The sequence below is a fragment of the Caulobacter sp. P1_D6 genome (assembly GCF_056406095.1).
This window is the reverse complement of record NZ_JBFUAW010000033.1, coordinates 59160-84859: the sequence shown is the minus strand read 5'-3', so window position 1 is coordinate 84859 and position 25700 is coordinate 59160. Positions and strand designations below refer to the sequence as shown.

At 70.0% G+C, this 25700-nt stretch carries 24 protein-coding genes; 10 read left to right on the top strand and 14 right to left on the bottom strand.

Going from position 1 to position 25700, the window contains the following annotated elements; genetic code table 11:
* Positions 1-260 (bottom strand): hypothetical protein (locus AC1DYP_RS18675; RefSeq protein ID WP_477047593.1); only part of this gene is annotated, 260 nt, incomplete at its 3' end.
* Between the two features lie 241 nt (positions 261-501).
* Between AC1DYP_RS18675 and AC1DYP_RS18670 the strand changes: the two genes are divergently transcribed.
* Together AC1DYP_RS18670 and mrdA are read left to right on the top strand one after the other, a co-directional pair.
* Complete coding sequence (locus AC1DYP_RS18670) at positions 502-690, top strand: hypothetical protein (RefSeq protein ID WP_477035720.1); 189 nt, start codon at positions 502-504, stop codon at positions 688-690.
* A gap of 274 nt (positions 691-964) precedes the next feature.
* The gene (mrdA, locus tag AC1DYP_RS18665) at positions 965-2929 is read left to right on the top strand and encodes a penicillin-binding protein 2 (RefSeq protein ID WP_477047592.1); all 1965 of its coding nucleotides are present in this window, start codon (positions 965-967) and stop codon (positions 2927-2929) included.
* Between the two features lie 162 nt (positions 2930-3091).
* Here the strand turns inward: mrdA and AC1DYP_RS18660 are convergent, their stop codons facing one another.
* From AC1DYP_RS18660 to AC1DYP_RS18645, 4 genes are all read right to left on the bottom strand, one after another.
* Entirely contained in the window at positions 3092-3574 is a 483-nt protein-coding gene (locus AC1DYP_RS18660; protein ID WP_477047591.1) for a heme-degrading domain-containing protein, read from the bottom strand.
* On the bottom strand, positions 3571-4608 hold the full coding sequence (locus AC1DYP_RS18655; RefSeq protein ID WP_477047590.1) for an oxidoreductase: 1038 nt from the start codon (positions 4606-4608) through the stop codon (positions 3571-3573). The genes AC1DYP_RS18660 and AC1DYP_RS18655 overlap by 4 nt, the downstream gene beginning before the upstream one ends.
* An 86-nt stretch (positions 4609-4694) precedes the next feature.
* Positions 4695-5969 (bottom strand): MFS transporter, encoded by a 1275-nt coding sequence (locus AC1DYP_RS18650; RefSeq protein WP_477047589.1) that lies wholly within the window; start codon positions 5967-5969, stop codon positions 4695-4697.
* Positions 5970-6116: 147 nt separating this feature from the next.
* The gene (locus AC1DYP_RS18645) at positions 6117-6932 is read right to left on the bottom strand and encodes a 2-keto-4-pentenoate hydratase (RefSeq protein WP_477047588.1); all 816 of its coding nucleotides are present in this window, start codon (positions 6930-6932) and stop codon (positions 6117-6119) included.
* 150 nt (positions 6933-7082) lie between these two features.
* On the opposite strand from AC1DYP_RS18645, the gene AC1DYP_RS18640 reads away from it, so the two are divergent.
* Positions 7083-7457: an MmcQ/YjbR family DNA-binding protein gene (locus AC1DYP_RS18640; protein WP_477047587.1), complete on the top strand. Its 375-nt coding sequence runs from the start codon at positions 7083-7085 to the stop codon at positions 7455-7457.
* Between the two features lie 52 nt (positions 7458-7509).
* On the top strand, positions 7510-10281 hold the full coding sequence (gene ligD, locus AC1DYP_RS18635) for a DNA ligase D (protein ID WP_477047586.1): 2772 nt from the start codon (positions 7510-7512) through the stop codon (positions 10279-10281).
* Positions 10282-10291: 10 nt separating this feature from the next.
* Here ligD and AC1DYP_RS18630 read toward each other — a convergent pair whose 3' ends face one another.
* From AC1DYP_RS18630 to AC1DYP_RS18620, 3 genes are all read right to left on the bottom strand, one after another.
* On the bottom strand, positions 10292-12001 hold the full coding sequence (locus tag AC1DYP_RS18630; protein WP_477047585.1) for a M56 family metallopeptidase: 1710 nt from the start codon (positions 11999-12001) through the stop codon (positions 10292-10294).
* Positions 11998-12372: a BlaI/MecI/CopY family transcriptional regulator gene (locus AC1DYP_RS18625; protein WP_477035729.1), complete on the bottom strand. Its 375-nt coding sequence runs from the start codon at positions 12370-12372 to the stop codon at positions 11998-12000. Before AC1DYP_RS18625 ends, AC1DYP_RS18630 begins: the two co-directional genes overlap by 4 nt.
* 112 nt (positions 12373-12484) lie before the next feature.
* Positions 12485-12889, bottom strand: coding sequence for a putative quinol monooxygenase (locus AC1DYP_RS18620; RefSeq protein WP_477047584.1), 405 nt, complete (start codon positions 12887-12889; stop codon positions 12485-12487).
* A gap of 130 nt (positions 12890-13019) precedes the next feature.
* Between AC1DYP_RS18620 and AC1DYP_RS18615 the strand changes: the two genes are divergently transcribed.
* From AC1DYP_RS18615 to AC1DYP_RS18595, 5 genes are all read left to right on the top strand, one after another.
* Entirely contained in the window at positions 13020-13706 is a 687-nt protein-coding gene (locus tag AC1DYP_RS18615; protein ID WP_477047583.1) for an AcvB/VirJ family lysyl-phosphatidylglycerol hydrolase, read from the top strand.
* Between the two features lie 187 nt (positions 13707-13893).
* A complete protein-coding gene (otsB, locus tag AC1DYP_RS18610) occupies positions 13894-14670 on the top strand; it encodes a trehalose-phosphatase (RefSeq protein ID WP_477047582.1) in 777 nt (258 codons plus the stop codon).
* Positions 14667-16112 (top strand): alpha,alpha-trehalose-phosphate synthase (UDP-forming), encoded by a 1446-nt coding sequence (locus tag AC1DYP_RS18605; protein WP_477047581.1) that lies wholly within the window; start codon positions 14667-14669, stop codon positions 16110-16112. The genes otsB and AC1DYP_RS18605 overlap by 4 nt, the downstream gene beginning before the upstream one ends.
* A 1-nt stretch (position 16113) precedes the next feature.
* Positions 16114-16986, top strand: coding sequence for a non-homologous end joining protein Ku (gene ku, locus AC1DYP_RS18600; protein WP_477047580.1), 873 nt, complete (start codon positions 16114-16116; stop codon positions 16984-16986).
* A 98-nt stretch (positions 16987-17084) separates the two neighbouring features.
* Positions 17085-17978 carry an alpha/beta fold hydrolase gene (locus AC1DYP_RS18595; protein WP_477047579.1) on the top strand — a complete coding sequence of 298 codons (894 nt, stop codon included), beginning with the start codon at positions 17085-17087 and terminating at the stop codon, positions 17976-17978.
* Between the two features lie 7 nt (positions 17979-17985).
* On the opposite strand, the gene AC1DYP_RS18590 is transcribed toward AC1DYP_RS18595, so the two are convergent.
* Positions 17986-18960, bottom strand: coding sequence for an acyltransferase family protein (locus AC1DYP_RS18590; RefSeq protein ID WP_477047578.1), 975 nt, complete (start codon positions 18958-18960; stop codon positions 17986-17988).
* Between the two features lie 74 nt (positions 18961-19034).
* Positions 19035-19583: a TetR/AcrR family transcriptional regulator gene (locus AC1DYP_RS18585; protein WP_477047595.1), complete on the bottom strand. Its 549-nt coding sequence runs from the start codon at positions 19581-19583 to the stop codon at positions 19035-19037.
* Between the two features lie 126 nt (positions 19584-19709).
* Between AC1DYP_RS18585 and AC1DYP_RS18580 the strand changes: the two genes are divergently transcribed.
* Positions 19710-19940 carry a hypothetical protein gene (locus tag AC1DYP_RS18580; RefSeq protein ID WP_477047577.1) on the top strand — a complete coding sequence of 77 codons (231 nt, stop codon included), beginning with the start codon at positions 19710-19712 and terminating at the stop codon, positions 19938-19940.
* Here AC1DYP_RS18580 and AC1DYP_RS18575 read toward each other — a convergent pair.
* From AC1DYP_RS18575 to AC1DYP_RS18560, 4 genes are all read right to left on the bottom strand, one after another.
* A complete protein-coding gene (locus AC1DYP_RS18575; protein ID WP_477047576.1) occupies positions 19937-20707 on the bottom strand; it encodes a CPBP family intramembrane glutamic endopeptidase in 771 nt (256 codons plus the stop codon). The two genes, AC1DYP_RS18580 and AC1DYP_RS18575, sit on opposite strands and share 4 nt — an antisense overlap.
* Positions 20708-20725: 18 nt before the next feature.
* Entirely contained in the window at positions 20726-21430 is a 705-nt protein-coding gene (locus tag AC1DYP_RS18570; protein ID WP_477047575.1) for a helix-turn-helix domain-containing protein, read from the bottom strand.
* 50 nt (positions 21431-21480) lie between these two features.
* Positions 21481-23277, bottom strand: a complete 1797-nt coding sequence (locus AC1DYP_RS18565; RefSeq protein ID WP_477047574.1) for a glycoside hydrolase family 15 protein — start codon at positions 23275-23277, stop codon at positions 21481-21483.
* Positions 23278-23452: 175 nt separating this feature from the next.
* Positions 23453-25612: an amylo-alpha-1,6-glucosidase gene (locus tag AC1DYP_RS18560; protein ID WP_477047573.1), complete on the bottom strand. Its 2160-nt coding sequence runs from the start codon at positions 25610-25612 to the stop codon at positions 23453-23455.
* Between the last annotated feature and the right edge of the window lie 88 nt (positions 25613-25700).

The following is a 25700-nucleotide window of genomic DNA, read 5'->3' as shown; positions in this document are numbered from 1 at the left end:
GGCCCCTCCTGCTCGCGGTTGCGCCAGTAGCTCAGGCCCACCAGGCCGGCGATGGCCGCCGCCAGGACCGCCAGCAGCATGACGCCGCCGCAGGCGACCGCCACGGCTCCCCCGAGGGCGGCGATGGAGAAGGTGCGCACGCCCGCGTCGGTCGGAGCGCCCGGGTGGCCCGAGGCGTGCTCGCGGCCCGTCCCGATCAGCAGGCCCACGCCCAGCGCGACCAGCAGGTTCAGCAGAAGCGGGTCCAAGGGGGCTGGCAAGGCGTCTGGCTCCCGAGCGCGTCCGGCCGGGGGCCGAGGTCTCACGATCGAATCCTATGATCCGTGGCCTGACCGAACAACCCGACAAAACCTCGAACCGCGCCGTTTCTCGACTGCCGTCGGGGCGAGCGGCTCTCCCGAACCGATCCAATTGCGAGAGCTTGGCTGCAATCTCTCATCAAAGTTGTGGAATCGATGTTTGTGTGTCAACGTCCCACGACAACAAGGAATGGGGCGTTTCATGCGTATCTTCCTGTACATCCTAGGTTTTCTCGTCGCGGCGGCCGTGGCCGTCCTTCCCTGGATCCTGATCTCGCCGATCACCTTCATCACCGTCCTGGTCTCCTTGGCCGGGGTCGCGATGATCGTCCTGCTGATCGTCGGGCTGGTGAAAGGCTGGGGCATCGGCCTGCAGATCGGCGGCACCTGAGCAGGCTTCTCCGCGACGGCGGGGAGGCCGGCGGCCGCCGGTGGCGGCCGCTTCGCCGTGAGCGCCGCCCGTTCACGGAAATGTTGTCCGCGGGCTTCAAGCCAGACCATTGACGGCGGCGCGCGCGGGCCCACTCTGGGGGCGGATCAACCCTAGCCCGCGGCCACCCCCACACCATGATTTCCCTGGCCGCCGCGACGTCGTCGCGTTGTCGAGCGACGCCGCCCAAGCTGGCGAAAGCAGCCGTCGTGACGCCTCTTCGAGGGGCGGCGCGATGAGCGAACCGACGATCTTCTTTTCCGAGGTCAACGAGCGGCAGGGGGTGTTCCACCGCCGCGCGTTCCTGATGGGCGGCCTGGCCGGCGTCGGGCTGCTGACCCTGGGCGGACGCCTGGCGCAGCTGCAGCTGGTCCAGGCCCGGCGCTACCAGAAGCTTTCGGCCGGCAACCAGTTCAACTACCGCCTGGTCTCGCCGCCGCGCGGGGCGATCTACGACCGCAACGGCGTGGCCCTGGCCTCCAACCGCCCCAACTTCCGCCTGATGGTCAGCAAGGAGTCCAAGGACTTCGACGCCGGGGCCGTCCTGGACGAGCTGGCCCTGCTGGTCCCGATCGACGGCACGCGCCGCGCCCGCCTGATCAAGGACCTGGCCCACGCGCCGAAGAAAGCCCCCGTGGCGGTGATGGAGGACATGACCTGGGAGGAGTTCTCGCGGGTCAATATCCGCGCGCCCGAGCTGCCGGGCGTCACGGCGGACATGGGCGAGGTGCGGGTCTATCCGTTCGGCGGGGCGTTCGCCCACGTGATCGGCTACGTGGCCAAGGTCTCGGACCGCGACCTGGACAAGGCCAAGGACGACCCGAACCAGGACCAGGCCCTGCTGCACCATCCGGGCTTCCGGATCGGCAAGCTGGGGGTCGAGAAGGCCTTCGACCGGCCCCTGCGCGGTCAGGCCGGGGCCAACAAGGCCGAGGTCGACGCCCAGGGCCGCACCGTGCGCCTGGACCCCGAGGGCGACATCCCGGCCAAGGCCGGCGCCGACATCCGCCTGACGCTCGACGCCGACATCCAGAACCGCGCCCTGGAGGTGATGGGCGACGAGAGCGGGGCGATCGTGGTCATGGACTGCCGCAACGGCGACCTGCTGGCCATGGCCTCGGCCCCCAGCTTCGACGCCAACCGCTTCGTGAAGGGCCTGTCGGGTCCGGAATACCGGGCGCTGGCCGAATACGAGCGCAAGCCGCTGCTGGACAAGGTGATGACCGGCACCTATCCGCCCGGCTCGACCTTCAAGCCGACAGTGGCCATGGCGGCCCTGACGGCCGGGGTGGACCCGACCGAGCGGGTGCTGTGCACCGGCGGCTGGTCGTTCGGCGGCCGGGTCTGGCACTGCCACAAGAAGGGCGGCCACGGCGTGCAGAACATGCACGACGCCATCAAGAACAGCTGCGACGTCTATTTCTACCAGATGGCCCTGCGCATCGGGCCCGACCCGATCGCCGCCGCGGCCAAGGCCTTCGGCTACGGCGGGACCTTCGACATCGGCATTCCCGGTCAGAAGAAGGGCCTGGTCGGCACGCGCGACTGGAAGAAGAAGGCCTTCAAGCGCGACCCGGTCTGGCATCCGGGCGACAGCGTGCCGTACGGGATCGGCCAGGGCTACATCAACGTCAACGCCCTGCAGCTGGCGGTGATGACCGCGCGGCTGGCCAATGGGAGCAAGGCGCTCAATCCGCGCCTGGTGAAGTCGGTGGGCGGGGTCGAGCAGCCGCAGGGCGACGCCGTGCCGGACCTGCCGTTCAGCCAGGAGCACCTGGAGATCGTGCGGGCCGGCATGGCGGCCGTGGCCAACGACCCGACCGGCGGGGCCTTCAAGCAGAGCCAACTGGGCCTGGGCGACGTGAAGATGGCCGGCAAGACCGGCACCGCCCAGGTGCGCCAGTACGCGGCCGGGGCCTCGCGCAGCAACCAGGGCATCGCCTGGCGGCTGAAGGACCACAACCTGTTCATCGCCTTCGCGCCCTACGACAATCCCCGCTACGCCCTGTCGGTGATCATCGAGCACGGCGGCCAGTTCGGCTCCAGCGCCGCGGCACCGCGGGCGCGAGAGGTGATGCGGGTGGCCCTGCTGAAGGACCCGGAGATCCGGGCGCGGATCGAGCGGCCGATGCCGTTGCCGGATGCGCCGGAGACGGAGGAGGGGGATGTCGGAGCGGGCGATGCGCCGGTGGTGACCTGAGAACCTGCTGGGGGTTAGACGCCACCCTTTGAACCGCTCTTTCCGGCGAAGGCCGGGACCCAGATCCCATAGCGGTGTGGTGGATTGGAAAGGCTCAACGCTTATGGCGTCAGCCTCAAAGCCCTTCCATCTGGGTCCCGGCCTTCGCCGGGAAGAGCGGTTTTATTGAAGTGCTGGATTGCTCTGAAGCACCCGCTCCAGGACCTCAACCACCAGCGCATGGTCCTCGACCTGCGGCAGGCCCGAGACGGTGATCGCGCCGATGCAGCCCAGACCTTCCAGGGTCAGCGGGAAGCCGCCGCCGTGGGCCGCGTGGTCGCGGGGCGGCAGGCCGTAGCGCTGCTCCAGGGTCTCGCCCGAGGCCTTCAGCTTCAGGGCCACGGCCAGGGTGCTGGTGGCCAGGGTCAGGACCACGTTGCGCTTGCGGCGCACCCACTCGGCGTTGTCGGGGCCCGCGCCCGGCAGGGCGGCGTGGAACAGCGGGCGCTCGCGCAGGCTGATGTCGATGGCCACCGGCGCGCCGCGGGCCAGGGCGGCGTCGCGCAGGGCGGTCCCCAGGGTCCAGGCGGTTTCCAGGGTGAAGCGCTGGAAGACCAGGGCCTTTTCCTGGGCGGCGATGGCGGCCAGCAGGTCCGTGTCGTTCACAGCGACAGCTCGCGGCCTTCGGCGGCGCTGCGGGCGGCCAGGTCGATCAGCTCCATCACCGCCAGGGCCTCCTCGGGCGGGGCGGGATTGGCGCCGTGGCCCGACAGGGCGTCGCGGATCGCGGCGTAATAGGCCAGGTAGTCGCCGGGCACGCCCTCGACCACGCGGCTGGCGGTTCCCTCGCCGTCGGGAACCGTCAGGGTCCCGGGGCGCGGATCGGCGCCCCAGCCTTCCGAGCCGGGGACGACGCCGGCCTTCAGGGCGTTCTCCTGGTCGTCCAGGCCTTCCTTGTGGAAGCTGGCCTTGGTCCCGTGCACCGCCATGCGCAGGCGGGAATCGATCGTCATCTGGCTGGCGTGCAGCAGCACCCGCAGGCGCGGATAGCGCAGGACCACGTGGAAATAGTCCGGGGCCTGGCCGCCGTCCTTCTGGGCCGCGAGGTCGGCGTAGACCGCCTGGGGCGGGCCGAACAGCTGCAGGGCCTGGTCGATCAGGTGCGGTCCCAGGTCCAGCAGGGCGCCGGCCCCGGGCTTCTCGCGCCAGCGGTCGCGGACCTGCGGGCGGAAGCGGTCGAAATGGCTCTCGTACTGCACGATCTCGCCTAGCGACCCGTCGGCGATCAGGGCCTTCAGCGTGAGGAAGTCGCTGTCCCAGCGGCGGTTGTGGAAGATGCTCAGCAGCTTGCCGGCCCGCTGGGCGTGGTCGGCGACGGCCCGCGCCTCGTCCAGGGTGACCGCGAAGGGCTTGTCGATGACCACCGCCTTGCCGGCGTCCAGGGCCGCGTGGGCCTGGGCCGCGTGCAGCGGGTCGGGGGTGGCGATGACCACCAGGTCGATCTCGGGATCAGCCAGGGCGGCGTCGAGGTCGGGCGCGACCTTCACGCCCGGATGGTCGGCCAGGACCTTGGCGGGGTCGCTGGAGACGACGGTGTGCAGCAGCAGGCCGGGCGTGGCGGCGATCAGCGGCGCGTGGAAGGCCTTGCCGACGAAGCCGTAGCCGACCAGGGCGACCTTGAAGGGGAGGGGGGAGGACATGAGTTCTTATAGCCTCTCTTGGGGGGCAAAGAAAAAGCCCCCGACCTTTCGATCGGGGGCTCGTTCTTCGGACGCTCGGAAAAGACCTAGATCTTCACCGGCTCCATCTTCGGGGTCAGCAGGTGGATGACCAGCAGGGCGACCAGATAGGCGCTGCCGGCGACCAGGAAGATCGGGGTGTAGGTGCCGATCTTGTCCAGCACCTGGCCGATGTACTTGGAGAACACCATGCCGCCGAAGGCGCCCAGCATGCCGCCGATGCCGACGACCGAGCCCACCGCGCCGCGCGGGAACACGTCCGAGGGCAGGGTGTAGAGGTTGGCCGAGAAGCCCTGGTGGGCGGCCGTGGCCACGCCGATGATCAGGACGGCGACCCACAGGTTGTCGACATTGGCCGCGAAGACCACCGGCATGGCCAGCAGGGCGCAGATCAGCATGGTGATCTTGCGGGCCTTGTTGATGCTCCAGCCCATCTTCATGAAGTTGGACGACAGCCAACCGCCGCCGACGCTGCCGACGTCGCTCAGCAGGTAGATGGCGATCAGCGGCGGGCCGAACGACTTTAGGTCCAGGCCGTAGCGCTTGCCCAGGAAGTCGGGCAACCAGAACAGGAACATCCACCAGATCGGGTCGATCAGGAACTTGCCCAGGGCGAAGGCCCAGGTTTCCTTCTTGGTCAGCAGCTTGGCCCAGCCGATCTTCTCGACCGGGTCGGCCGGGTCCTGCTCGATGTGGGCCAGTTCGGCGGCCGACAGGTTCTTTTGCTCGCGCGGGCGGCGATAGACGATCAGCCACAGCGGCAGCCACACCAGGCCGGCGATGCCGGTGACGATGAAGGCCATCTGCCAGCCGAAGGCCAGGACGATGCCCGGCACGACCAACGGGGTGACGATGGCGCCGATGTTGGTGCCGGCGTTGAAGATGCCGGTGGCCAGGGCGCGCTCGTTCTTGGGGAACCACTCGGCCACGGCCTTGATGCCGCCCGGGAAGCCGCCGGCCTCACCGACGCCCAGGCCCATGCGGGCGATGGCGAAGCCGCCGAAGCCGCGCGCCAGGGCGTGGCCGATGTGGGCGACCTGCCAGATCAGGAACGCGATGCCGAAGCCCCAGCGGGCCCCGATCTTGTCCATGATCTTGCCCCACGCCAGGTAGGCGATGGCGTAGGCCAGCTGGAAATAGAACACCAGGTCGGCGTAGTGGGTCTCGTCCCAGCCGAATTCCTTCGACAGGTCGGCCTTCAGCAGGCCGATGGTCTGGCGATCGACGTAGTTGATCACCATCGCCAGGAACAGCAGGCCGACAATGACCCACCTGTACCGCCCGATCTTCGCAGACGGAGCCGGCATCGTTGGAGCGTCCATGGACGTCACATCCTCACCCTTAGGCTTGTAGTTATTCCGACGCCCCCGCCGGTTTTCCGATCGTTAGAGCGTTTTCAAGCGAAGAGGAAACCTGTTCGCTTGAAGAGACGCGGTAGAACAAGACACGCCTTGCGCGCGACCCGGCCCTTAGGCCGGGACCGCCACGCAGGCGACGCTCCCGAGCGGGCCGAAGTCTACGCGGGACGTGTCCCCGGCCGCAATGTCGTGAATGCCCGTGCTGGCGCCGGTGGTGACCAGCATGCCCTTCTTCAGCGGGCGGCCGCGCGAGGCGACGTGACCCAGCAGAAAGGCCAGGGCGGCCAGCGGCGATCCGGGGATCGAGGACGCGCCGCCCTTGCCCACCGACACGCCGTTGATGAAGGTTTCGGCCGGCATGTCTTCCCAGGCGATGCCGCGCCAGTTCTCGACCACCGGGCCCAGGATCTGGCCGTCGTTGTTGCCGAAGTCCGAGGCGACGATGGGCGGGCCGAGCTGGTTGATTGTGGCCAGCGGGCTGCCGGCGATCTCGATGCCGACGATCAGCTCGCCCACGTATTCGGCGGCTTCCTCGGCGGTCCATTCGGTCTTGTCGGCCGGGGCGTCCTTGCCCAGGCGGATGATGAATTCGGCCTCGACGGCGGTGAAGCCGCCGGCGATGGCGCGGAACGGCGTGGGCTCTTGGCCGGCGTCCCAGACCTTGGTCTTGAAGATGCAGCCGGCCAGGCGCTCGGCGCCCAGGCGTTCGCGGTGCTGCGGGGGAACCAGGCCCACTTTCCAGCCCACGAGTTCGTCAGGCCAAAGGTCGATGGCCAGGTCCTGGACGGCATAGCCGTCGGCCATGGATTGGGGCAGCACGCCGCCCGGATATCCGGGAACCGACACGCCCTTCAGGCGCGCTTCGACGAATTGTGGGGCGATGGATGCCGGTGCGAACACCTCGCTCTCGGCCTCGGAAACGGTCACGCCGCGAATCCTCCCTCGCGTTACACACTACAGTCCCGTTAAACGGGCTTTGGTCACGCATAATGGAAACCGGTGTCATTGACAATCGGCTCCGAGACACCGGTGGCAATGGATTGTCATGCCCCTGTCGTCGGGATTTCATGCGGTCTCATGATCGATCATCCCAAAATCCGCCGCGAGATCCTGGCCTTACCCGAGGTCGAGGCGGGCCAATCCGACGATTCGCTGGCCTTCTCGGTGCGCGGAAAGGGCCTGTCCTGGCCGTACCTGGCGCGCGCCGCGCCCAAGGGGCGGCGGGAGGTCGTGCCGGGCGTCCTGGCCGTGCGCTGCCGCATGGAAAAGAAGGAGCTGCTGCTCGAGGCCGCGCCCGACGTCTTCTTCGAGGACGACCACTATCGCGGCTATCCGGCGGTGCTGGTGCGCCTGGAGGCGGTCGAGGCGGCGGAATTGAGCGCGCTGCTTCAAGACGCCTGGCGCCTGCTGGCCCCAAAGAGCCTGGTCAAGCGCTTCGACGCCGCGGGATAGGGAACCGCTCGTCGTCGCGCGCCTTCATCCAGGCACGATGAGGAGCCTCGCCATGGCCCACGAACAGCTCGCCGAATACCGTCGCAAGCGCGATTTCCAGCAGACCGCCGAGCCCAGCGGCGACAACGCCGTGGCGCCCGCCCCGCACGCGCGGTTCGTGATCCAGAAGCACGACGCCACCCGGCTGCACTACGACTTCCGGCTGGAGGTCGACGGGGTGCTGAAGTCGTGGGCGGTGACCAAGGGCCCGTCCCTGGATCCGGCCGACAAGCGGCTGTCGGTCGAGGTCGAGGACCATCCGCTGGACTATGGCGACTTCGAGGGCACGATCCCCCAGGGCCAGTACGGCGGCGGCACGGTCCAGCTGTGGGATCGCGGCTACTGGAGCCCCGAGCCCGGCTTCGAGGACGTGGGAAAGGCGCTGAAGAAGGGCGAGCTGAAGTTCGTGCTGGAAGGCGAGCGCCTGCACGGTTCGTGGGTGCTGGTGCGGATGAACTGGGACCGCAACGCCAAGGACGGCCCCAAGCGACAAGAAGGGGGCAAGCGGTCGAACTGGCTGCTGATCAAGCACAAGGACGACGCCGCGCGGCCGGGCGAGGGGGCGGCGGTGCTGGAAGAAGACGCCTCGATCGCCTCGGGCCGGACCATGGCCGACATCGCCGCGGGCAAGGGCAAGGGGCCTTCGCCGTTCATCCTGAAGTTGAAGGGCAAGGGCGACGCGGTGTGGACCTCGCGCACCAAGGCCGAGCGCGAGGCGTTGGCCAGGGAGGCCGAAGAAACGCGAACCTTCGCTCCATCCCCCTCGGTGTCATCCCGGACAAGCGCGAAGCGCGCCGATCCGGGACCGACGCCTGAGCGCCGCGCTTCTCGCGGTCCCGGGTCTCCGCTTCGCTCCGCCCGGGATGACAAGAAGGGGGGGAAGAAGCCCGCCGTCCTGCCCGAGTTCATCGAACCCCAGCTGTGCAAGTCCCTGGACCGCCCGCCGGCAGGTCCCGGCTGGGCGCACGAGATCAAGTTCGACGGCTACCGCGTGCAGTTGCGCGTCGAGGACGGCCGGGCGGTGTTGCGCACCCGCAAGGGCCTGGACTGGACCGAGAAGTTCGCCGCCATCGCCGAGGCCGCCGCCGACCTGCCCGACGCCATCCTCGATGGGGAGGTCGTGGCCCTGGACGCGACCGGCCAGCCCGACTTCGCCGGCCTGCAGGCGGCGCTGTCGGACGGCGGCACCGGCGACCTGATCTTCTTCGCCTTCGACCTGCTGGCGGAAAACGGCGAGGACCTGCGCGACCTGCCGCTGCGCGAGCGCAAGGCGCGGCTGAAGGCGCTGATGGGCGAGGACGAGCCGCGCCTGCGCTTCGTCGACCATTTCGAGACCGCCGGCGACGCGGTGCTGCTGTCGGCCTGCAAGCTGGAGCTGGAGGGCATCATCTCCAAGCGGCTGGACGCGCCCTACCGCTCGGGCCGCAGCGAGACCTGGACCAAGGCCAAGTGCCGGGCGGGGCACGAGGTGGTGATCGGCGGCTACACCACGACGGGCAGCGCCTTCCGCTCGCTGATCGCCGGGGTCTATCGCGACGGCAAGCTGGCCCATGTGGGGCGGATCGGCACGGGCTTCGGGCGCGACAAGGTCGCCAAGCTGCTGCCCAGGCTGAAAGCGCTGGAGACCAAGACCTCGCCGTTCGAGGGCAAGGGGGCGCCGCGCAAGGCCGAGAACATGCACTGGGTGAAGCCCGAGCTGGTGGCCGAGATCGAATATGCCGGCTTCACCGGCGACGGCTCGATCCGCCAGGCGGCGTTCAAGGGCCTGCGCGAGGACAAGCCCGCCGCCGAGGTCGAGGCCGAGGTCCCGGCGTCGGCCGAAAGCGCCGAGCTGGCCGAGCCGACGCCCAAGGCGGCTGCAAAGCCCGCGCCCAAGTCCCAGACGATCGTCACCGCCAAGGAAGACAGCGTCGTGCTGGGCGTGACGATCTCCAAGCCCGACAAGCCGCTGTGGCCCGACGTCGACGGCGCGCCCGGGACCAAGATCGATCTCGCCCGCTACGTGGCCGCGGTCGGAGAATGGATGCTGCCGCACGTGAAGGGCCGGCCGGCCTCGATCATCCGGGTCCCGGACGGCATCACGGGCGAGACCTTCTTCCAGCGCCACGCCATGCGCGGGATGTCGTCGCTGATCGAGCAGGTCAGCGTGAAGGGCGACAAGCAGCCCTACATCCTGTTCAACCGCATCGAGGCCCTGGTCGCCGCCGCCCAGATCGGCGGCGTCGAGATCCATCCCTGGAACTGCCAGCCGAACGATCCGGAGGTGGCCGGCCGGCTGGTCTTCGACCTGGATCCCGCGCCCGGGATCACCTTCGAGGACGTGATCGCCGGGGCCCGCGAGATCCGCGATCGGCTGGAGGAGCTGGGCCTGGCCAGCTTCTGCAAGACCACCGGCGGCAAAGGGCTGCACGTCGTCACGCCGCTGTCCGACAAGGTGCCGTGGGACGCGGCCAAGACCTTTGCCCGCGAGGTCTGCGCCCGGATGGCCGCCGACGCGCCGGACAAGTACCTGATCACCATGAGCAAGAAGGCGCGGGAAGGGCGGATCTTCCTGGATTACCTGCGCAACGACCGCACCTCGACCGCCGTGGCGCCCCTTTCGGCCCGGGCCCGGCCCGGCGGCACGGTGTCGATGCCGCTGAACTGGACCCAGGTGAAGGCGGGGCTGGACCCGACGAAATACACGATCCGCACCGCCCCCGACCTGATCGCCAGGAGCACGGCCTGGGAAGACTATTTCGACGCCGCCAAGCCGTTGAAGGCGGCGATCAAGCGCCTGGGGTGAGGCGCCTCGTCTAGGTCGGCTTGCGGGCGTCGGCCGCCAGCCGGTCGGCCTGGCGGTCCAGGTCGTCGGCCTGGGACGGCAGGCGGTCGGCGAGGGCGCGCAGTTCGGCGTCGGTGACGACATTGCCCCGGGCGCGGTTGTCCTCGATCTGCTTGGCGCGGTAGGCGGGGTCGCGCAGGCGGGCGGCTTCCTGGCGCATCTGCTGGGCGCCGTTGCGCATCTGCACGGCGCCCTGGGCCATCTGAACGCGGGCCTGGACCATCTGGCGCGCGGCTTCCTCGCGGGCCTTCTCGCCGATCTGGCGGGCCCATTCGCCGTCGGCCCTGGCGCGTTCGGCCTCGACCCTGGCCCGTTCGCCTTCGACCCGGGCCCGCTCGGCGGCGTGGCGAGCGATGTGGGCTTGCGCCCGGCTCTCGGCGGCTTGGCGGCGGGCTTCGGCGGCGCGGGCGCGCGCCTCGGTCGCGGCCTGCCGCTCTTCGGGCGTGGCGGACCGGTAGTAGTAGCTGTAGCCGAGGGCTTCCGGCGGCGGAGGGGGAGGCGGCGGAGGTTCGGGCGGCGGCGGCGGGGCCGGCGGCTCGGGCGGCGGCGGAGGAGGGGGCGGGGGAACGGGCGACAGCGGGGCGAGCTCGGCCAGGGCGATCATCGGGGCCGGCGGCGCGGGCGGCAGAGGGGGAAGCGGCGGCAGGGGCGGCGCGGGCGGAGCGGCGACCAGGGGAACCGGCGGCGGGGCGGGCGGCTCCGGCGGCGCGACCCAGTCCTGGCGGGTGACGGCCAGCGCGGCCAGCGGCGTCGCGACGGCGGCCAGGGCGGCGACGGTCAGGGCCACCGTGAAGGGCCGGCGGCGAGCGGAGGTGTTCGTCATGATGCAGGCGATCCTTGTCTTCAGCGTTCGGGCGTCGGCGGCCATGGCGGTCGCGGCGATGCGGAGGGGGATGGGCTGGGCGGCCAGGCTGATCAGGGCCTTGGCGTAGAGCGTGCGGTCGACGGTCTCGAGCGCGACGGCGTCGGCCGCTTCCTCGGAGCGTTCGGCCAGGACGGTGTGGAGCCGCCAGACCAGCGGATTGAACCAGAACATCGCCAGGGCCAGCCGCGACAGCACCAGGAAGATCCAGTCCTGACGGCGCAAGTGGGCCAGTTCGTGGGCCAGGATGGCGGGGGCGGCCCGGCGTTCGGCCAGGCTGGCCGGATCGACGATGATGAAGCCCGGCGCGACGCCCCAACTGAGCGGACTGGCGATCCGGTCGCTGGCCACCAGGCCGGGGCGGTCCTCCGGCGACAGGCGTTTCAGCGGCGCCAGCCAGTCGGGGCACTCCACCGCGCGACCCTGGCGGGTCCAGCGATTCAGTGTGTGCAGCCCCACCAGCAGCCGGCCGACGACGGCGGCGAAGCCCAGCAGCCACAGGCCGCCGATCAGGTCGGGCGTCGGATGGAACGAAGGCCAGGCCAGCGCGCCGGGCGTCGCCAGGCTCGCGACCGCGGCGGGCGCGTCCGGCGAAACCATGGCGAGCGGCGCGGCGGGCGGGGACGCCGGCAGCAGGGCCAGCTCCATCGTCGGCAGGGCGTTCATGATGACAGGCAGGGCCAGCAGCAGGCAGACCGTGGCGCGCAGGATGTCGACCCGCTCGACCGGGCGCCGGGTGAGGAACCGGGCGCAGGCCAGGCCGGCGCCGGCGACCAGGCTGGACTTGACCAGCAGGGACAGGAGGAGGGCCCACGTCATGGCTTGCGCTCCACGGCCTGATCGATGGCCTGCTCCAGGGCGGCGGCCTCCTCGGGGGTCAGCCGCTGGCCCAGGCCCAGCAGGGCGGTGGCGGCGCTGGCCGCCGAGCCGGCGAAGAAGGTGTCGATCATCCGCTTCAGGGCGCCGGCGGCGACCGCCTCGGTGCGCTGGACGGGGCTGTACAGGAAGCCGTCGGGGCCGGACGTGCGCTCGACCAGGCCCTTGGCCTCCAGGCGCGAGAGCATGGTGCGCACGGCGGAATCGCTGAGCGGATCGGACAGGGCGCCACGGACGCCGGCGGCCGTGCCGGTTTCCAGGCGGCACAGGGTCTCGAAGACCTCGCGTTCGCGTCGGGGCAGGGCTTCGATCACGGCGGCCTCCACGGGGCATGGTTCGCTACAGGTGTAGCGTTACATGTGTAGTGAGCCGGGTGAAGTGAATTCGCCGTAACCTGGAACGGGGCGTTTTGAGCGAGAGGGGAGCTTACGGCTTGGCGGCCAACAGGACGGGCGTCGTCTCGATCAACTTGCGCGAGGTGATCATCGTCTTGGTGGTCTCGTAGTATTTCCGGAAATGCGGCGACTGGATGTGCGCCTGGTAGGCGGCCTCGTCGGCGTAGATCTCGAAGAACCGGAGTTTCGAAGGATTGTCCTTCTCGGCGACGGAATAGATCCCCAGCACTCCCGGCTCGGTGCGGACCGAGGCTTCCATCTCTTCCTTCACGGCGGCCGTGTACTTGTCCAATTGGGCCGGATCGATCTCGAGTTCGGCGATCCGAACGACCTTCGCATCGGTGATCGTGGCGCGTGGCGCTTGAGCGGTCGCGCGGCTTGCCAGCGACAAGGCGCAGGCCACGACGGCGAAACTGGCGAGTAGGCGTCGGTTCATGATCGAGGCTCCTGTGGCGCGTGGATTTCAGTTAGGGCGTCGGGCGCGCGGCGGCAACGCGTGCGCCTCGACCTCGACCTCGCCCCGCCTTCGCCCCGCCAAAGCCAAGATCGGGCGCGATAACTGGACCATGAGCCCGCGCACGCGTCTGCTGACCCTCGTCGCCGTTCTCGGCCTGGCCTTCGCCGGGATCGCCGAGGCCTCGGTCGCGCCGCGCCTGATCGAGACGCCGGCCGCCGCGCCCGGCGACGCCCTGGCCGTGCTCTACTCCGGCGACGGCGGTTGGGGCGCGCTGGACCGCGGCGTGGCCAAGACGCTGGCGCGCGACGGGATCCCGGTGCTGGGCGTCAACTCGCTGCGCTATTTCCTGAACAAGCGACCGGCCCAGGCCGTGGCGGACGACCTGGCCGACCAACTGCGCCTGCGCCAGGCGCGATGGGGCCGCCAGAAGATCGTGCTGGTCGGCTATTCGTTCGGGGCCGACGCCCTGCCGGCCATCGTGCCGCTGCTGCCCGCCGACCTGCGCGGCCAGATCAGGAGCGTGGTGCTGATCGGCGTCGGCCCGCACGGCGACCTGACCTTCCACCCCGCCAGCTGGCTGAACCGGCCCACGCGGGACTCTTTCGCCGTGGCCCCGGCGGTCGAGGCGCTGAAGGGCCTGCCGATGACCTGCATCTATGGCGACAAGGAGCGGCTGGACATCTGTCCGACCCTGCCGGCGGCCACGATCCGCCAGGTCAGGCTGCACGGCGGCCACCATTTCGACGGCGACTATGCGGGCCTGGGCGAGGCCGTGCTGAAGGCCGCTAAGCTCTAGGTTCTCCGCTTTCGCGCGCTTCTTCACGCGAACCGGCTTCCATTTCGCTCRAAAGCGCTTTGGGTAACCGGCGCCCGCGCACATCCGCGTGAGCGTATCGTGACGCAGCTTCGCCGCATCGCGGGGATCGAAACCCCGCCAACGTGCGTTTCAAAGGCCTGTACACATCGGAGAGGGCCTTCTCGCCATGACCGCGTTCGGGTCAGTCGTTCGGCATGCGCCGAGTGATTTGCCGCCACCACCAGTCGCCTTGCCGCCCCGCGCGGCGTTGTTTCTCGATCTTGACGGAACCTTGGCCCCGATCATGCCCCGGCCCGAACAGGTCGGGCCCGACGCACGCCGCGCGGCGCTGCTCGACGAGCTGACGCGCGCCCTCGACGGGCGCGTGGCCGTCGTCAGCGGCCGCGGGCTGGAAGACCTCGACCGCATCCTGGAAGACCGGGTGAAGTACGTCGCCGCCGTCCACGGCCTGGTCCGGCGCGGCGCCCATGGCGTCGACCGCGTCCAGCCGCACCCCGACCTCGAACACGCCCGCGATGTGCTGCGGGACCTGGCGCGCAGCGACAGGGGCCTGCTGTTCGAGGACAAGGGCCTCAGCGTCGCCTTGCACTATCGCAACGTGCCCTCGGCCGCCGACGCGGTGATCGAGGCGGCCGAGCGGTTAGGTCAGTCGTCGCATCTGGTGGTCCAGCTGGGCGACATGGTCGCCGAACTGCGCACGCCGGGCCAGGACAAGGGCAAGTCGGTCGCCGCCTTCCTGCGCGAAGCGCCGTTCGACGGCGCGACCCCGGTGTTCGTCGGCGACGACCTGACCGACGAGGACGGCTTCGCCGCCGCCGCCCGCCTGGGCGGCTACGGCGTGCTGGTCGGTCCCGAACGCCCTACCCAGGCTGCCTACCGCCTGAACGACTGCGACGCCGTGCTGGGCTGGCTGGGCGCCTCAATAGGAAAGGCCGCCGCATGAGCCGTCTGATCGTCGTTTCCAACCGCGTGAACCCGCCGACGGGCAAGGGCGACGAGAGCGTCGGCGGCCTGGCCATGGCCCTGGCCGCGGCCCTGCGCGAATATTCCGGCATCTGGTTCGGCTGGAGCGGCAAGACCACCACCGAGTTCACCGGCCAACTGAACATGCAGAAGGCCGACGGCGTGACCGTGGCCACGGTCGACCTCGAGGAGGGCGACTACCAGGAATATTACAACGGCTACGCCAACAAGACGCTGTGGCCGCTGTTCCACTATCGCGTCGACCTGACCGCCTACGACCGCTCGTTCGGCGAGGGCTACGATCGGGTCAACAAGCGGTTCGCCGAGACCCTGCTGCCGCTGATCGAGCCCGACGACGTGATCTGGGTGCACGACTACCACCTGATCCCGATGGCGCGGGAGCTGCGGCGGCTGGGCGTGACCAACCGCATCGGCTTCTTCCTGCACATCCCCTGGCCGGCCCACCAATTGGTCGTGACCCTGCCGCGCCACCGGCCGCTGGTCGAGGCGATGTTCCACTACGACCTGATCGGCTTCCAGACCGAGGAAAGCGTCCAGGCCTTCGAGGGCTATGTGTTCAACGAAGTGGGCGGCGAGCGGACCGAGGACGGGCGGCTGACGGCCTTCGGCCAGACCACCCGGGCCGGCGCCTTCCCGATCGGCATCGACGCCGAGGACTTCGCCCGCATCAAGGACAGCCCGCGCGCCCTGCGGGTCTACGACCGGCTGATGGCCCACAGCGTGTTCCGCAAGATGGTCGTGGGCGTCGATCGCCTGGACTACTCCAAGGGGCTGGAGGAGCGGCTGATCGGCTTCGAGAAGTTCCTGCACGACAATCCCGAGGCGCGCCGCGAGGTGATGCTGCTGCAGATCGCGCCGCTGTCGCGCGACGAGGTCGAGGCCTACCAGGACCTGCGCTCGCGGCTGGACGGCCTGATCGGCCACATCAACGGCGCCTACGCCGACATGGACTACAACCCGATCCGCTACCTCAACCGCAGCTATCGTCGCGACGAGCTGGCCGGGGTCTACCGCGCCTCCAAGGCCGCCCTGGTCACGCCGCTGCGCGACGGCATGAACCTGGTGGCCAAGGAGTACATCGCTTCGCAGGCGCCGGAGGACCCCGGCGTGCTGATCCTGTCGCGCTTCGCCGGCGCCGCGCGGCAGTTGAAGGACGCGCTGATCATCAATCCCAACAGCCCAGAAGAGATCTCCGACGCCCTGACCCGGGCGCTGAACATGGACCTCGACGAGCGCAAGCGGCGCTTCGAGAGCCTGATCGACAACGTCACCCGCCAGGACGTCACCGCCTGGCGCGACGACTTCGTGGCCCAGCTGCGCGATCCGACGCCGGTCGCCGTCGCCAAGCCGACGATCAAGATCCCGCCCGCCCTGACCGTGCGGGCCGGGGGGAGGAGCTAGCATGGCCGCGCGACCCACCTGGCAAGGCCACCTGCGGCTGTCGCTCGTCACCTGTCCGGTGGCGATGTACACGGCCGTCTCGCCCGGCGGCGAGGTGCGGTTCAACCTGCTGCACCCCAAGACCCACAACCGCATCAAGATGGTCGCCACCGATCCGGACCTGGGTCCGGTCGACCGCGCCGACCTGGTCAAGGGCTACGAGTACGAGAAGGACCACTATGTGATCCTGACGCCGGAAGAGATCGAGAGCGTGCGGCTGGAAAGCACCCGCACCATCGACATCGAGCGCTTCGTCGACGCCGACGACATCGACCGGCTCTACTGGGACAACCCGTATTTCCTGGTGCCGGACGGCAAGCTGGCGGTCGACGCCTACACCGTGATCCGGGACGCCATGGCCGGGGCGGGCAAGATCGCCCTGGGCCGGGTGGTGATGCACACCCGCGAGCGGCTGCTGGCCATCGAGCCGCGCGACAACGGCCTGGTCTGCTACACCCTGCGCAGCCACGACGAGGTGCGCGACGCCGCCGAGCTGTTCGACGACATCCCCGACCGCAAGGCCGACCCGCAGATGGTGGCCATCGCCGAGAAGATCATCGAGCAGCAGGAAGGCCCGTTCGATCCCAGCCAGTTCAAGGACCGCTACGAGGACGYGCTGCGGGCCCTGATCAAGCAGAAGGAAAAGGGCGGCAAGGCCAAGGTGACGGTCGAGGAGCCGGAGAACACCAACGTCGTCGACCTGATGGAGGCCCTGCGCAAGAGCCTGGGCCACAAGCCGGGGGCGTCGGCGGCCCATTCTTCCACGACCAAGTCGGCGGCCAAGCCCAGGAAGGCCGCGGCAAAAGCGCCCGCCAAGCGCAAGAAGGCCTCCTAGAAGGCCTCGCGGCGTTTTTGCGCTTGTCATCCGCCGCGGCGCGCCGCTTCTGCGGGTGAGTGACACGCCGTTTTCCGAAATTCCTCCCGCGCGCCGTCGTGCTGGGCGTCATCGCCCTGGCGACGAGCAGTTGCGTCAGCCTCGATGCGTCGACCCCCAAGGTCAGCGGCGAGCTGGAATGCCTGGGCGCCAGGACCTCGCGGCCCACCGTGATCCTGGAGGCCGGCGCGTTCGGCGGGGCGGCCGACTGGTCGCTGGTGGCCGAGCGGCTGGCGCGGGGCGGGCAGGTCTGCGCCTACGACCGCGACGGCATGGGGCTGGCGGAACTCCACGACCTTGATCGCTCGCCCGTCGCCGTCGCCACGCGGCTGGAGGCCCTGGTGGCGCGCAAGGTCGGCGACGCGCCGGTGATCCTGGCGGGACATTCGAACGGCGGGCTCTATGTCGAGGCCTTCGCCCGCATGTGGCCCGAGCGCACGGCTGGTCTGGTGCTGGTCGACGCGGTGGGGACCGACGTCAAGGACCAGCCGCTGGCCCGGGTCGACCTGGAGCGCGAGGCGCGACTGGCCGCCTTCACCCCGACCGCCCGCGCCGTCGGCCTGACCCGCCTGGTGCCGCTGATGGACGACATCTCGCCGGCGGCCGAGGCGGCGGCCCGTCGGCGGTCGGCCTGGACGGGGCGGACCAGCATCCAGGCGGGGCTGCGGGAAGTGCGGGCCTTCCTGCCGGGCCTGGCGGCCGTCGACGCCCTGCCGCCGCTGCGGCCGACCATCCCCGTGGCCGTGATCGTCGCCAGCCGGACGCCCGACAAGCCGCTGGACCGCGCCTGGCGCGCCGCCCAGGTCGCTCCGGCCGATCGCGCCTGCCGGGCGGTGGTGATCGACGCCTTCGCCAGCCACACCTCGATCCTCGACGCCCAGCGCGACTACGTGGTCGACGCCGTGGGCTGGTTGGACGGCGCGCAACCGTGGGCGGGCCAGCGGCGCTGCTGAGCGGCGTTCAGCGCGCCCGCAGCCAGCGCCGCACCGGCGCGTCGTAGAACCGGAACGCGGCCCAGGCCACGGCCGGTGCGACGACCATAGCCAGGACCGGGAACCACAGTGGCAGCTCCGTTCGCCAGCCGTCTGAATAGAGCCGCAGCATCACCGCCCAAGTCGCCCAGTGCAGCGCATAGAGCGGGTACGAGACCTCGCCCGTCGTCCGGCACACCGCGCCGGCCGCGCCCTTGGGGTCGTGGGCGCCCATCAGCACCAGGATCGGGAACAGCAAGGTCACGCAGGCCAGGTCATAGGCGCCGTTCCAGTAGCCTCCCGGTATCAAGGGCGTCGCCAGCACCGCCAGCAGGATCGCGGCGGGCAGCCACAGGCGCGGGCGGGGCGCCAGGGCGCGATAGCGCCAGCTCAGCCAGCCCAGGCAGAAGCTGTACGTCGCCCGCGCCACGCCCAACCAGAAGGTCGCCTGGTCCCAGCCGGTCTCGATTCCGTTCATGCCCCAGACGCCCCAGATCATGAACGCGCCGCAGCCGAAGACGAGTGTGGCCACGAACAGGTCGGGGACGCGGCGCAGCGGGAACCACAGGGCGCTGACGATCACTTCCAGGCACAGCGACCAGGCCGGCGGATTGAAGGGGAAGAGGCTCGTGAAGGCATAGTCGGGCGGATGGCCCAGGCGCGGGATCAACAGCAGCCCGCGGGCCAGGTTCGGCCAGAACGGAGGACTGTGGTTGGAGGTCAGCACCGCGCCGACCAGTGTCGCCAGCACCAGCAGCGGCCAGATGCGCACGGCGCGGATCCACAGATAGGCAGGCCAGCCGATATCGCGCCGCTGGAAGGCGTGGGCCAGGACGAAGCCGCTGAGGCAGAAGAAGAAATCCACCGCCAGATAGCCATGGGCGAAGCCGCCCTGCCGGCCCGTCCAGCCGGCGACGTGGTACAGCAGCACCCCCAGCGCCGCCACCGCTCGCAGGCCGTCCAAGGCGGCGAGGCGTTGTGTCCTGTGTTCCGTCACCCGTCGGTTCTTGAGGATCGCGGCCGGTTTCGCAAGAGGCGCTAGGCGACCAGCGACGCGACGATCCGGGCGTGGAGGTGCTCGCGATAGGCCTGCGCCGTCCAGCCGCGTTGCGTGACCAGATCGTCCCAGGCGGCGACCGAGGTCATGGTCCACAGGACGTCGGCGGCGAGCGCCGGATCGAGGCCGGGACGCAGCCGCCCTTCCGCCGCCAGGCGCGCGACCACGGCCCGGCTGCCCTCCAGGCGGTGGTCCTGGCGGTCGCGCCAGGCGCTCTCGGCCGCCGGATCCTGGCGGCGCAACACCTCGAAGGCGTCGACGATGGGCTTGTAGCCGGGGTTCAGGCGGGCCTGCAGGTCGAGGACCATCGCCAGCGCCTCCAGGGCCGTCGGCGCCTCGCGGATGGCGGCCAGTTCCTGGACCAGGCCGCGCTTGCCGTCGACATAGCGCAGCAGGGCCACGAACAGGTCGGCCTTGTCGGCGAAGGTCAGGTACAGCGCCTGGCGCGACAGCCCGGCTTCCTTGGCGATGGCCCCCATGGCGATGGGGCCCCGGGCGCGCTGGATCAGCGCGAGCGTGGCCTCGAGGATGCGGACGCGGGTGGTCTTGGGTGGGCTTGACAGGGTGTAAAGTCCGGCGCTAGACGGGAGTGGCTTGACACAGTGTCAAGCGCGTCGGGCGCGACCGCAAGCCCTTTCGAAATCCGGAGACGACCCATGCTTGTCCACACGTTCCGAGGACCCGGCCGGATCTTCGGCTTCACGGCCCAGGCCGATGGCGCGAACCTGCCGGCGGCCTACGCGCCCTGGACCGCGTTCAAGACCATCGAGATCCACCCCGACGAACCCCACGCCGGGGTCGATCCGAACGCCTGCCTGGCCGATATCGAGGCCCACGGCTTCCACCTGACGGACGCCCACGCGCGGATCGCGCCGGAGAGCATCTAGCTCCAGGCCGCCGCCAGGAACATCACCGCGCCCACCTCGACGGCGTCGCTCAGGCCGTGGGCGACCATCGGGGCCAGCAGGCTGCGCGTGCGCTCCATCAGCCAGACATAGGTCAGGCCGAACGCGAAGGCGTAGAGCTGCTGGGCGATGGCCAGGTGCAGCGGCTGGTGCAGGAAGCTGTCGTAGTGGGCCAGGCCGAACATCACCGCGACGATGTAGGCCGCCACCGGCAGGTCCAGCTGTCCGATCCGCAGGCGGCCGGGGACCAGCACCGTCAGCATGCCGACCAGCAGGCCGCGGAAGATCGGCTCCTCGTTGACGCCGGCCAGCAGCATCATCGACAGCCAGCCGGCCGCCGAACCCGGATAGTTGGCCTCGGGCGCGGTGTGGCTCAGCAACTGCGGCCAATAGTCGGCGACCAGCATGATCAGCGCCATGGCGAGGCCGATCCCGATCGCGGGCAGCACGTAGGTCTTGCCCGGCGGCCAGCGCAGATGGCCGTCCGACTGGGGCAGGAGCCGCTGCATCACCAGGATGCCGATCACGCCCGATGACGCCTGCAGCAGCATGGCCAGGCCCATGAACACCCAGGCCTGGTGGTGGAAGAGGTCGATGTTGGACTTGTAGATCCAGCGCGCGGCCTCGCGGCAGGGCACGAGGATCCCCTGCATCAGCACCGCCGCCAGCACGATGGGCCAGAGGCGGAACTTGAAGTTGGTCAGTTCGACGAGGGGGCGGCGGGGCGAGGGCAGGGCGGTGTCGGTCATGCCGACCTTGTCCCAGCCTCAGGCCGCGTCGGTCTTGAACCGATGTTGCAGCCCAGCTTGCAAACGCCACTGACCCGGCGAGCGGCCGGTCAGGGCTTTGACGTCGCGGCTCATGTGGGCCTGGTCGGAAAAGCCGGCCTCGACAGCGATCTCGGCGAGCGGCGCGTCGCCCGTGACGATCGCCGTCCAGGCGCGTCGGGCCCGGGCCTCCACACGGAAGCGCGAGGGGGCAACGCCATAGCAGTCGCGGAACCACCGGAAGGCGGTCTCGCGGGCCACGCCCTGGTCGCGGGCCCAGGCCTGGATCCCCGGCGTGTCGTCGCCCGACAGCGCCTGGGCCATCAGGTCGGGCGCGTCGGTCAGAGGGGCCTCACCGGGCAGCAGGGTCTCCAGCAGGGCGGTGGTCGCCTCGCGCGGATCGCGCTGGGCCAGGCGGGCCAGCAGGTCTGGATCGGCAGCGCGGGCGATGCCGGGCAGGTCGTCGACCACGGCCGGCAGGGGCAGGCTGAGGATCAGGGCCTGGCCGGCGATCTGGTCGCAGTGGCTGGAAAAGGCCCCGTGGATCAGCACGTCGCCGGGCCGCACGCGCCAGCGGCCCCGCTCGCCGGCCTCCTCGTAGCCGCCGGCCAGCACCACGGCGGCATAGGCCTCGTCATGGATGTGGCGAGGGATGGTCTGGCCCGGCGGCAGGGCCTGGCGAAGGTCGGGGCGGGCGCGCGACATGCCGCCACCCTAGCAGGCTGGGCGGGCCAGGCAGCTTAAAGCGGTGTCATCTACCGCACCGAGGTCCACGGCCGGCTCAACAGCACCGCGCAGTTGATCAGTCCGACCAGGGAATAGGTCTGCGGATAGTTGCCCCACAGCTCGCCGTCCGCGAAGCCGATGTCCTCCGACAGCAGGCCGGCGGTGGTGCGGCGCTCCAGCATCTCCTCGAACAGGGCGCGGGCCTCCTCGATCCGGCCGGCCAGGTAGAGCGCCTCGACCAGCCAGAAGGTGCAGATGTTGAACGCCGTCTGCGGCGCGCCGAAGTCGTCGGGGATGGCGTAGCGCAGCAGATACGAGCCCTTGCGCAGGCCCGCCTCGATGGCCGCCACGGTGGCGGCGTTGCGCGGGTCGTTGGCCTCGATGAAGCGCAGGTCGACCAGCTGCAGCAGGCTGGCGTCCAGTTCGTCGCCCTCGAAGGTGGCGGCGTAGCGGCCCAGGGTCTCGTTCCAGGCCCGCTGGTCGATGGTGGCGCGCACCTTGGCGGCGCGGTCGTTCCAGAAGTCGGCGCGGTCGGCCAGGCCCAGGCGGGCGGCGGCGTTGCCCAGCCGGTCGCAGGCCGCCCAGCACATCACCGCCGAATAGGTGTGGACGTTGGCCCGGCCGCGGAACTCCCACAGGCTGGCGTCCGGCTGGTCGTGCAGCTGGAAGGCCCGCTCGCCCACCGGCTCCAGGTTCTGGAAGTCCTCCACCGTGCCCGGCCGCAGCAGGCGCTCGTCGAAGAAGGCCTGGACGGTGGACAGGATGATCTGGCCGTAGACGTCGTGCTGCTGGTGCTCGAAGGCCTGGTTGCCGATGCGCACCGGCCCCATGCCGCGATAGCCGGGCAGGGCGGGGGCGAAGCGCTCGGTCAGTTGCGGCTCGAAGCCCACGCCAAACAGCGGCTGGATATGGCCGCCGGCCGCCCGGTCGACGATGTTGCGCAGGTAGCCCAGATAATTCTCCAGGATGTCGACCGCGCCCAGCCGGTTCAGGGCCTGGACCACGTAGTAGGCGTCGCGCAGCCAGCAGTAGCGGTAGTCCCAGTTGCGGCCGCTGTCGGCGTGCTCGGGGATCGAGGTGGTCATGGCCGCCACGATCGCCCCGGTCTCCTCGTGCATGCAGAGCTTCAGGGTGATGGCCGAGCGGATCACCGCGCTCTGGTAGTCCAGCGGCACGGCCAGGCCGCGCACCCAGTCCATCCAGTATTCCTGGGTCTGCTGCAGCATGCGGTTGCAGGTGGCCCCGATGTCGGCGTTGAAGCCCTCGTCGGCGCCCAGGAACATGGCGACCGGCTTCTCCAGCCGGAAGGTGCGCTCCTCCAGCACGTGCGACACCGGCCCGTCGGTGGACAGGCGCAGGGTCATGTCCGAACACAGGTAGCGGATGTGGTTGGAACCGTGGGTGGTGTCGGCCGCGCGTGAGCCCCACTCGGCGGTCGGGCGAAGGCGGATGGTGATCCGCGCCACGCTGGTCAGGGGCCGGATCAGGCGGATGAAGGCCGTGGGCCGGAAGCTGCGGCCGAACTGCTGGTAGCGGGGGGAAAAGTCGATGATCTCGACGCTGGCCCCGTCGGCGTCGGTGATCACCGTGCGCAGGATCGGGGTGTTGCGCAGGTACTCCTGCTCGACCGTCTTGGCGCCGTCGACCGCCACCTCCCAGGTGCCCTTGGCGGTGGGATCGCCGGGCTCCAGCCCGCCCAGCAGCGAGCTGAACACCGGGTCGGAATCGATGCGCGGCGCGCAGGCCCACACGAAGCGTCCGCAGCGGTCGATCAGGGCGCTGACGGCGCAATTGCCGATCGGGAAGAGGTCTAGGTTTTGCGGCATGTCGTGGTTCCGCTCGCTTTCACGCTGCTATTTTTAATCCGCCCATCCCGGCGAAGGCCGGGACCCAGATCCCAAAGCGGAGAGGCTGATTGGAAGGGCGCTGGGCTTGTGGAGCCAACACCCAGCCTTGCCATCTGGGTCCCGGCCTTCGCCGGGATGAGCGGAACGAGAGAGGTCACCGCCTGATCAGGATGGGCACCGGCGACTGCTTGCTGGTGTGGGCCGCGACGTGAGCGCCGACATGTTCGAAGGTGATGTCGGTGACGGCCGTACCGATCCTGAGGCCGTCTACCTGCAGGTGGTCGATGCCGATCGGCAGGCGCGGATCGCTCAGGTGCACCTCGCCCTTCCAGCCGTCGATGGTGATGCCCAGGCACGCCTGCAGCATCATGAAGGCCGAGCCGGCCGCCCAGGCCTGGGGCAGGCAGGCGACCGGATAGGCCACCGGCGGCTCGCCCGGCTGGCGTGGGAAGCCGCAGAACAGTTCGGGCAAGCGCATCTCGTAGTGGGCGGCGGTCTCGAACAGGCCCGAGGTCATCTCGACCACCCCGTCGCGGTGGCCGTAGCGGGCCAGGCCCATGGCGCAGATGGCGGTGTCGTGCGGCCAGACCGAGCCGTTGTGGTAGCTCATCGGATTGAAGCGCGGCTCGCCCTGGGCCAGGGTCCGCACGCCGAAACCGTTGTGGAACGCCGCCGACAGCAGGGCGTCGGCCACCTTCTTGGCGCGCTCGGGCGAGGGCAGGCCGCAGAACAGCAGGTGGCCCGGGTTCGAACCCTTTACGCGACAGGGCTTGCCGTGGCCGTCGACGGCCATGGCGTAGAAACCCTTGTCCTCCATCCAGAACTTGGTCTCGACCTGCTGGCGCAGATGTTCGGCCTTGGCTCGCCAGCGTTCGGCGTTGTCGGGGTCGCCGCGCCGCTGGGCCAGGTCGGCCATGCCCTTGAAGGCGGCGAAGGCGTAGCCCTGGACCTCGACCACGGCGATCGGTCCGTCCGGGAACTTGCCGTCCTCGTGGAAGACACTGTCCTCGCTGTCCTTCCAGTTCTGGTTCGACAGGCCGGAGTCCAGGCCCCGGGCGTAGTCGATCAGGCCGTCGCCGTCGCTGTCGCCGAAATGCTCGATCCAGGCGATCGCCGCCAGCAGCGGCTCCCACAGGCCGTCGATGAACTCCAGATCCCCCGTGCGCTCGGCGTAGGCGCAGGCCAGGGCCACGAACAGCGGGGTGGTGTCGACTCCGCCGTAGTAGCGGCCGAACGGCAGCTCGCCGAGGGCGGTCATCTCGCCCTTGCGGGTCTCGTGCATGATCTTGCCGGGCGCGCTGTCGCGGAAGGCGCTGACCTCCTCGGCCTGGTGCTCGGCCAGATAGCCCAGCACGCCCTTGGCCAGGCCGGGCTCGATCCACAGCACCTGCCAGGCGGTGATGATCGCGTCGCGCCCGAACGGGGTAGAGAACCAGGGGATGCCGGCATAGGGGTAGGGGCCGGTGGCGAACTGGGTGGTCAGCAGGGCCAGGTCCGCCCGCGACTTCTCAAGCCAGTCGTTGAACAGCCGGCCCGAGCTGTGCAGCCGCGCCCCGTGACGCCGCCGCTTGCGCATGTCGATCCGGGCCCGCGCCGCCGCCGCCCGCCAGCGCTCGCGGGTGGGCGGATGGGCGTGATCGACCCCAACCTCGATATAGAGATCGAAATGGGTCTCCGGCGTCAGCATGAACATGAAGTCGGCCCGTTGCGGACCCAGGCGTCCCGGCGGCTCGGAGAACGAGATGATGCTGGTGCGCCGCACGCCGTCCAGCCCGTCATAGGCGTAGGTCACCGAGCGGCCGTTCATCTCGGCCGGCAGCACCCGGCCCCGCGCGGGGCGCTTGGAGCCGCGCACCTCGAACATGTCGTGGAAGTCGGCGTCGTATTCCAGGCTGACCGGCAGGATGACCATGTCGCGGCTGTAGTTGACGAAGCGCAGGCGTTCGTACAGCCGCTGGTCCCACAGGAACCGCTTGCGCTCGACATGGATCGCGCCGTGCGGCGCGGCCGCGCCGCCCAGGGCGGGCAGCGGTTCGTTGGTCGAGTGCGAGGTGAAGAACACGTTGTCCTGCGACACCGCCGCGCTCAGCAGGGCCGGCGAGCGGTTGCCCAGCAGCAGGCGCAGCTTGGACAGCAGGCGGGTGTCGTCGTGGAACAGGCCGTCGGCCGCGCCCAGCACGTCGCCAAAGGCGTCGGCCACCAGGAAGGTGTCCTTGTCCTTCAGCGCGAACAGCCGGTAGGGCACGCGCGGTTCGCCCGTCTCGCCCTGTTCGACGGCGCCGCTCGGCGTTGGGCCCGGTGTGAGATCGTCCATATCTTTTGGCCCCTTGCGCTGAGGTCCCTCGAAAACCCGCCGCGCCGCGTAGGTGCGGCGGGCGGGTTCCAGATTCCTAAAACCTGAT

Bases quoted from the DNA above. Each gene is read 5' to 3' on its own strand.
- AC1DYP_RS18630 (WP_477047585.1), bottom strand. From the start codon at position 12,001: ATGACGTGGGCCCTCCTCCTGTCCCTGCTGGTCAAGTCCAGCCTGGTC.
- mrdA (WP_477047592.1), top strand. From the start codon at position 965: ATGAGCGAACCGACGATCTTCTTTTCCGAGGTCAACGAGCGGCAGGGG.
- AC1DYP_RS18580 (WP_477047577.1), top strand. From the start codon at position 19,710: ATGCTTGTCCACACGTTCCGAGGACCCGGCCGGATCTTCGGCTTCACG.
- otsB (WP_477047582.1), top strand. From the start codon at position 13,894: ATGACCGCGTTCGGGTCAGTCGTTCGGCATGCGCCGAGTGATTTGCCG.
- AC1DYP_RS18605 (WP_477047581.1), top strand. From the start codon at position 14,667: ATGAGCCGTCTGATCGTCGTTTCCAACCGCGTGAACCCGCCGACGGGC.
- AC1DYP_RS18655 (WP_477047590.1), bottom strand. From the start codon at position 4,608: ATGTCCTCCCCCCTCCCCTTCAAGGTCGCCCTGGTCGGCTACGGCTTC.
- AC1DYP_RS18575 (WP_477047576.1), bottom strand. From the start codon at position 20,707: ATGACCGACACCGCCCTGCCCTCGCCCCGCCGCCCCCTCGTCGAACTG.
- AC1DYP_RS18620 (WP_477047584.1), bottom strand. From the start codon at position 12,889: ATGAACCGACGCCTACTCGCCAGTTTCGCCGTCGTGGCCTGCGCCTTG.
- AC1DYP_RS18670 (WP_477035720.1), top strand. From the start codon at position 502: ATGCGTATCTTCCTGTACATCCTAGGTTTTCTCGTCGCGGCGGCCGTG.
- AC1DYP_RS18565 (WP_477047574.1), bottom strand. From the start codon at position 23,277: ATGCCGCAAAACCTAGACCTCTTCCCGATCGGCAATTGCGCCGTCAGC.
- AC1DYP_RS18560 (WP_477047573.1), bottom strand. From the start codon at position 25,612: ATGGACGATCTCACACCGGGCCCAACGCCGAGCGGCGCCGTCGAACAG.
- AC1DYP_RS18640 (WP_477047587.1), top strand. From the start codon at position 7,083: ATGATCGATCATCCCAAAATCCGCCGCGAGATCCTGGCCTTACCCGAG.
- AC1DYP_RS18650 (WP_477047589.1), bottom strand. From the start codon at position 5,969: ATGGACGCTCCAACGATGCCGGCTCCGTCTGCGAAGATCGGGCGGTAC.
- AC1DYP_RS18615 (WP_477047583.1), top strand. From the start codon at position 13,020: ATGAGCCCGCGCACGCGTCTGCTGACCCTCGTCGCCGTTCTCGGCCTG.
- AC1DYP_RS18570 (WP_477047575.1), bottom strand. From the start codon at position 21,430: ATGTCGCGCGCCCGCCCCGACCTTCGCCAGGCCCTGCCGCCGGGCCAG.
- ligD (WP_477047586.1), top strand. From the start codon at position 7,510: ATGGCCCACGAACAGCTCGCCGAATACCGTCGCAAGCGCGATTTCCAG.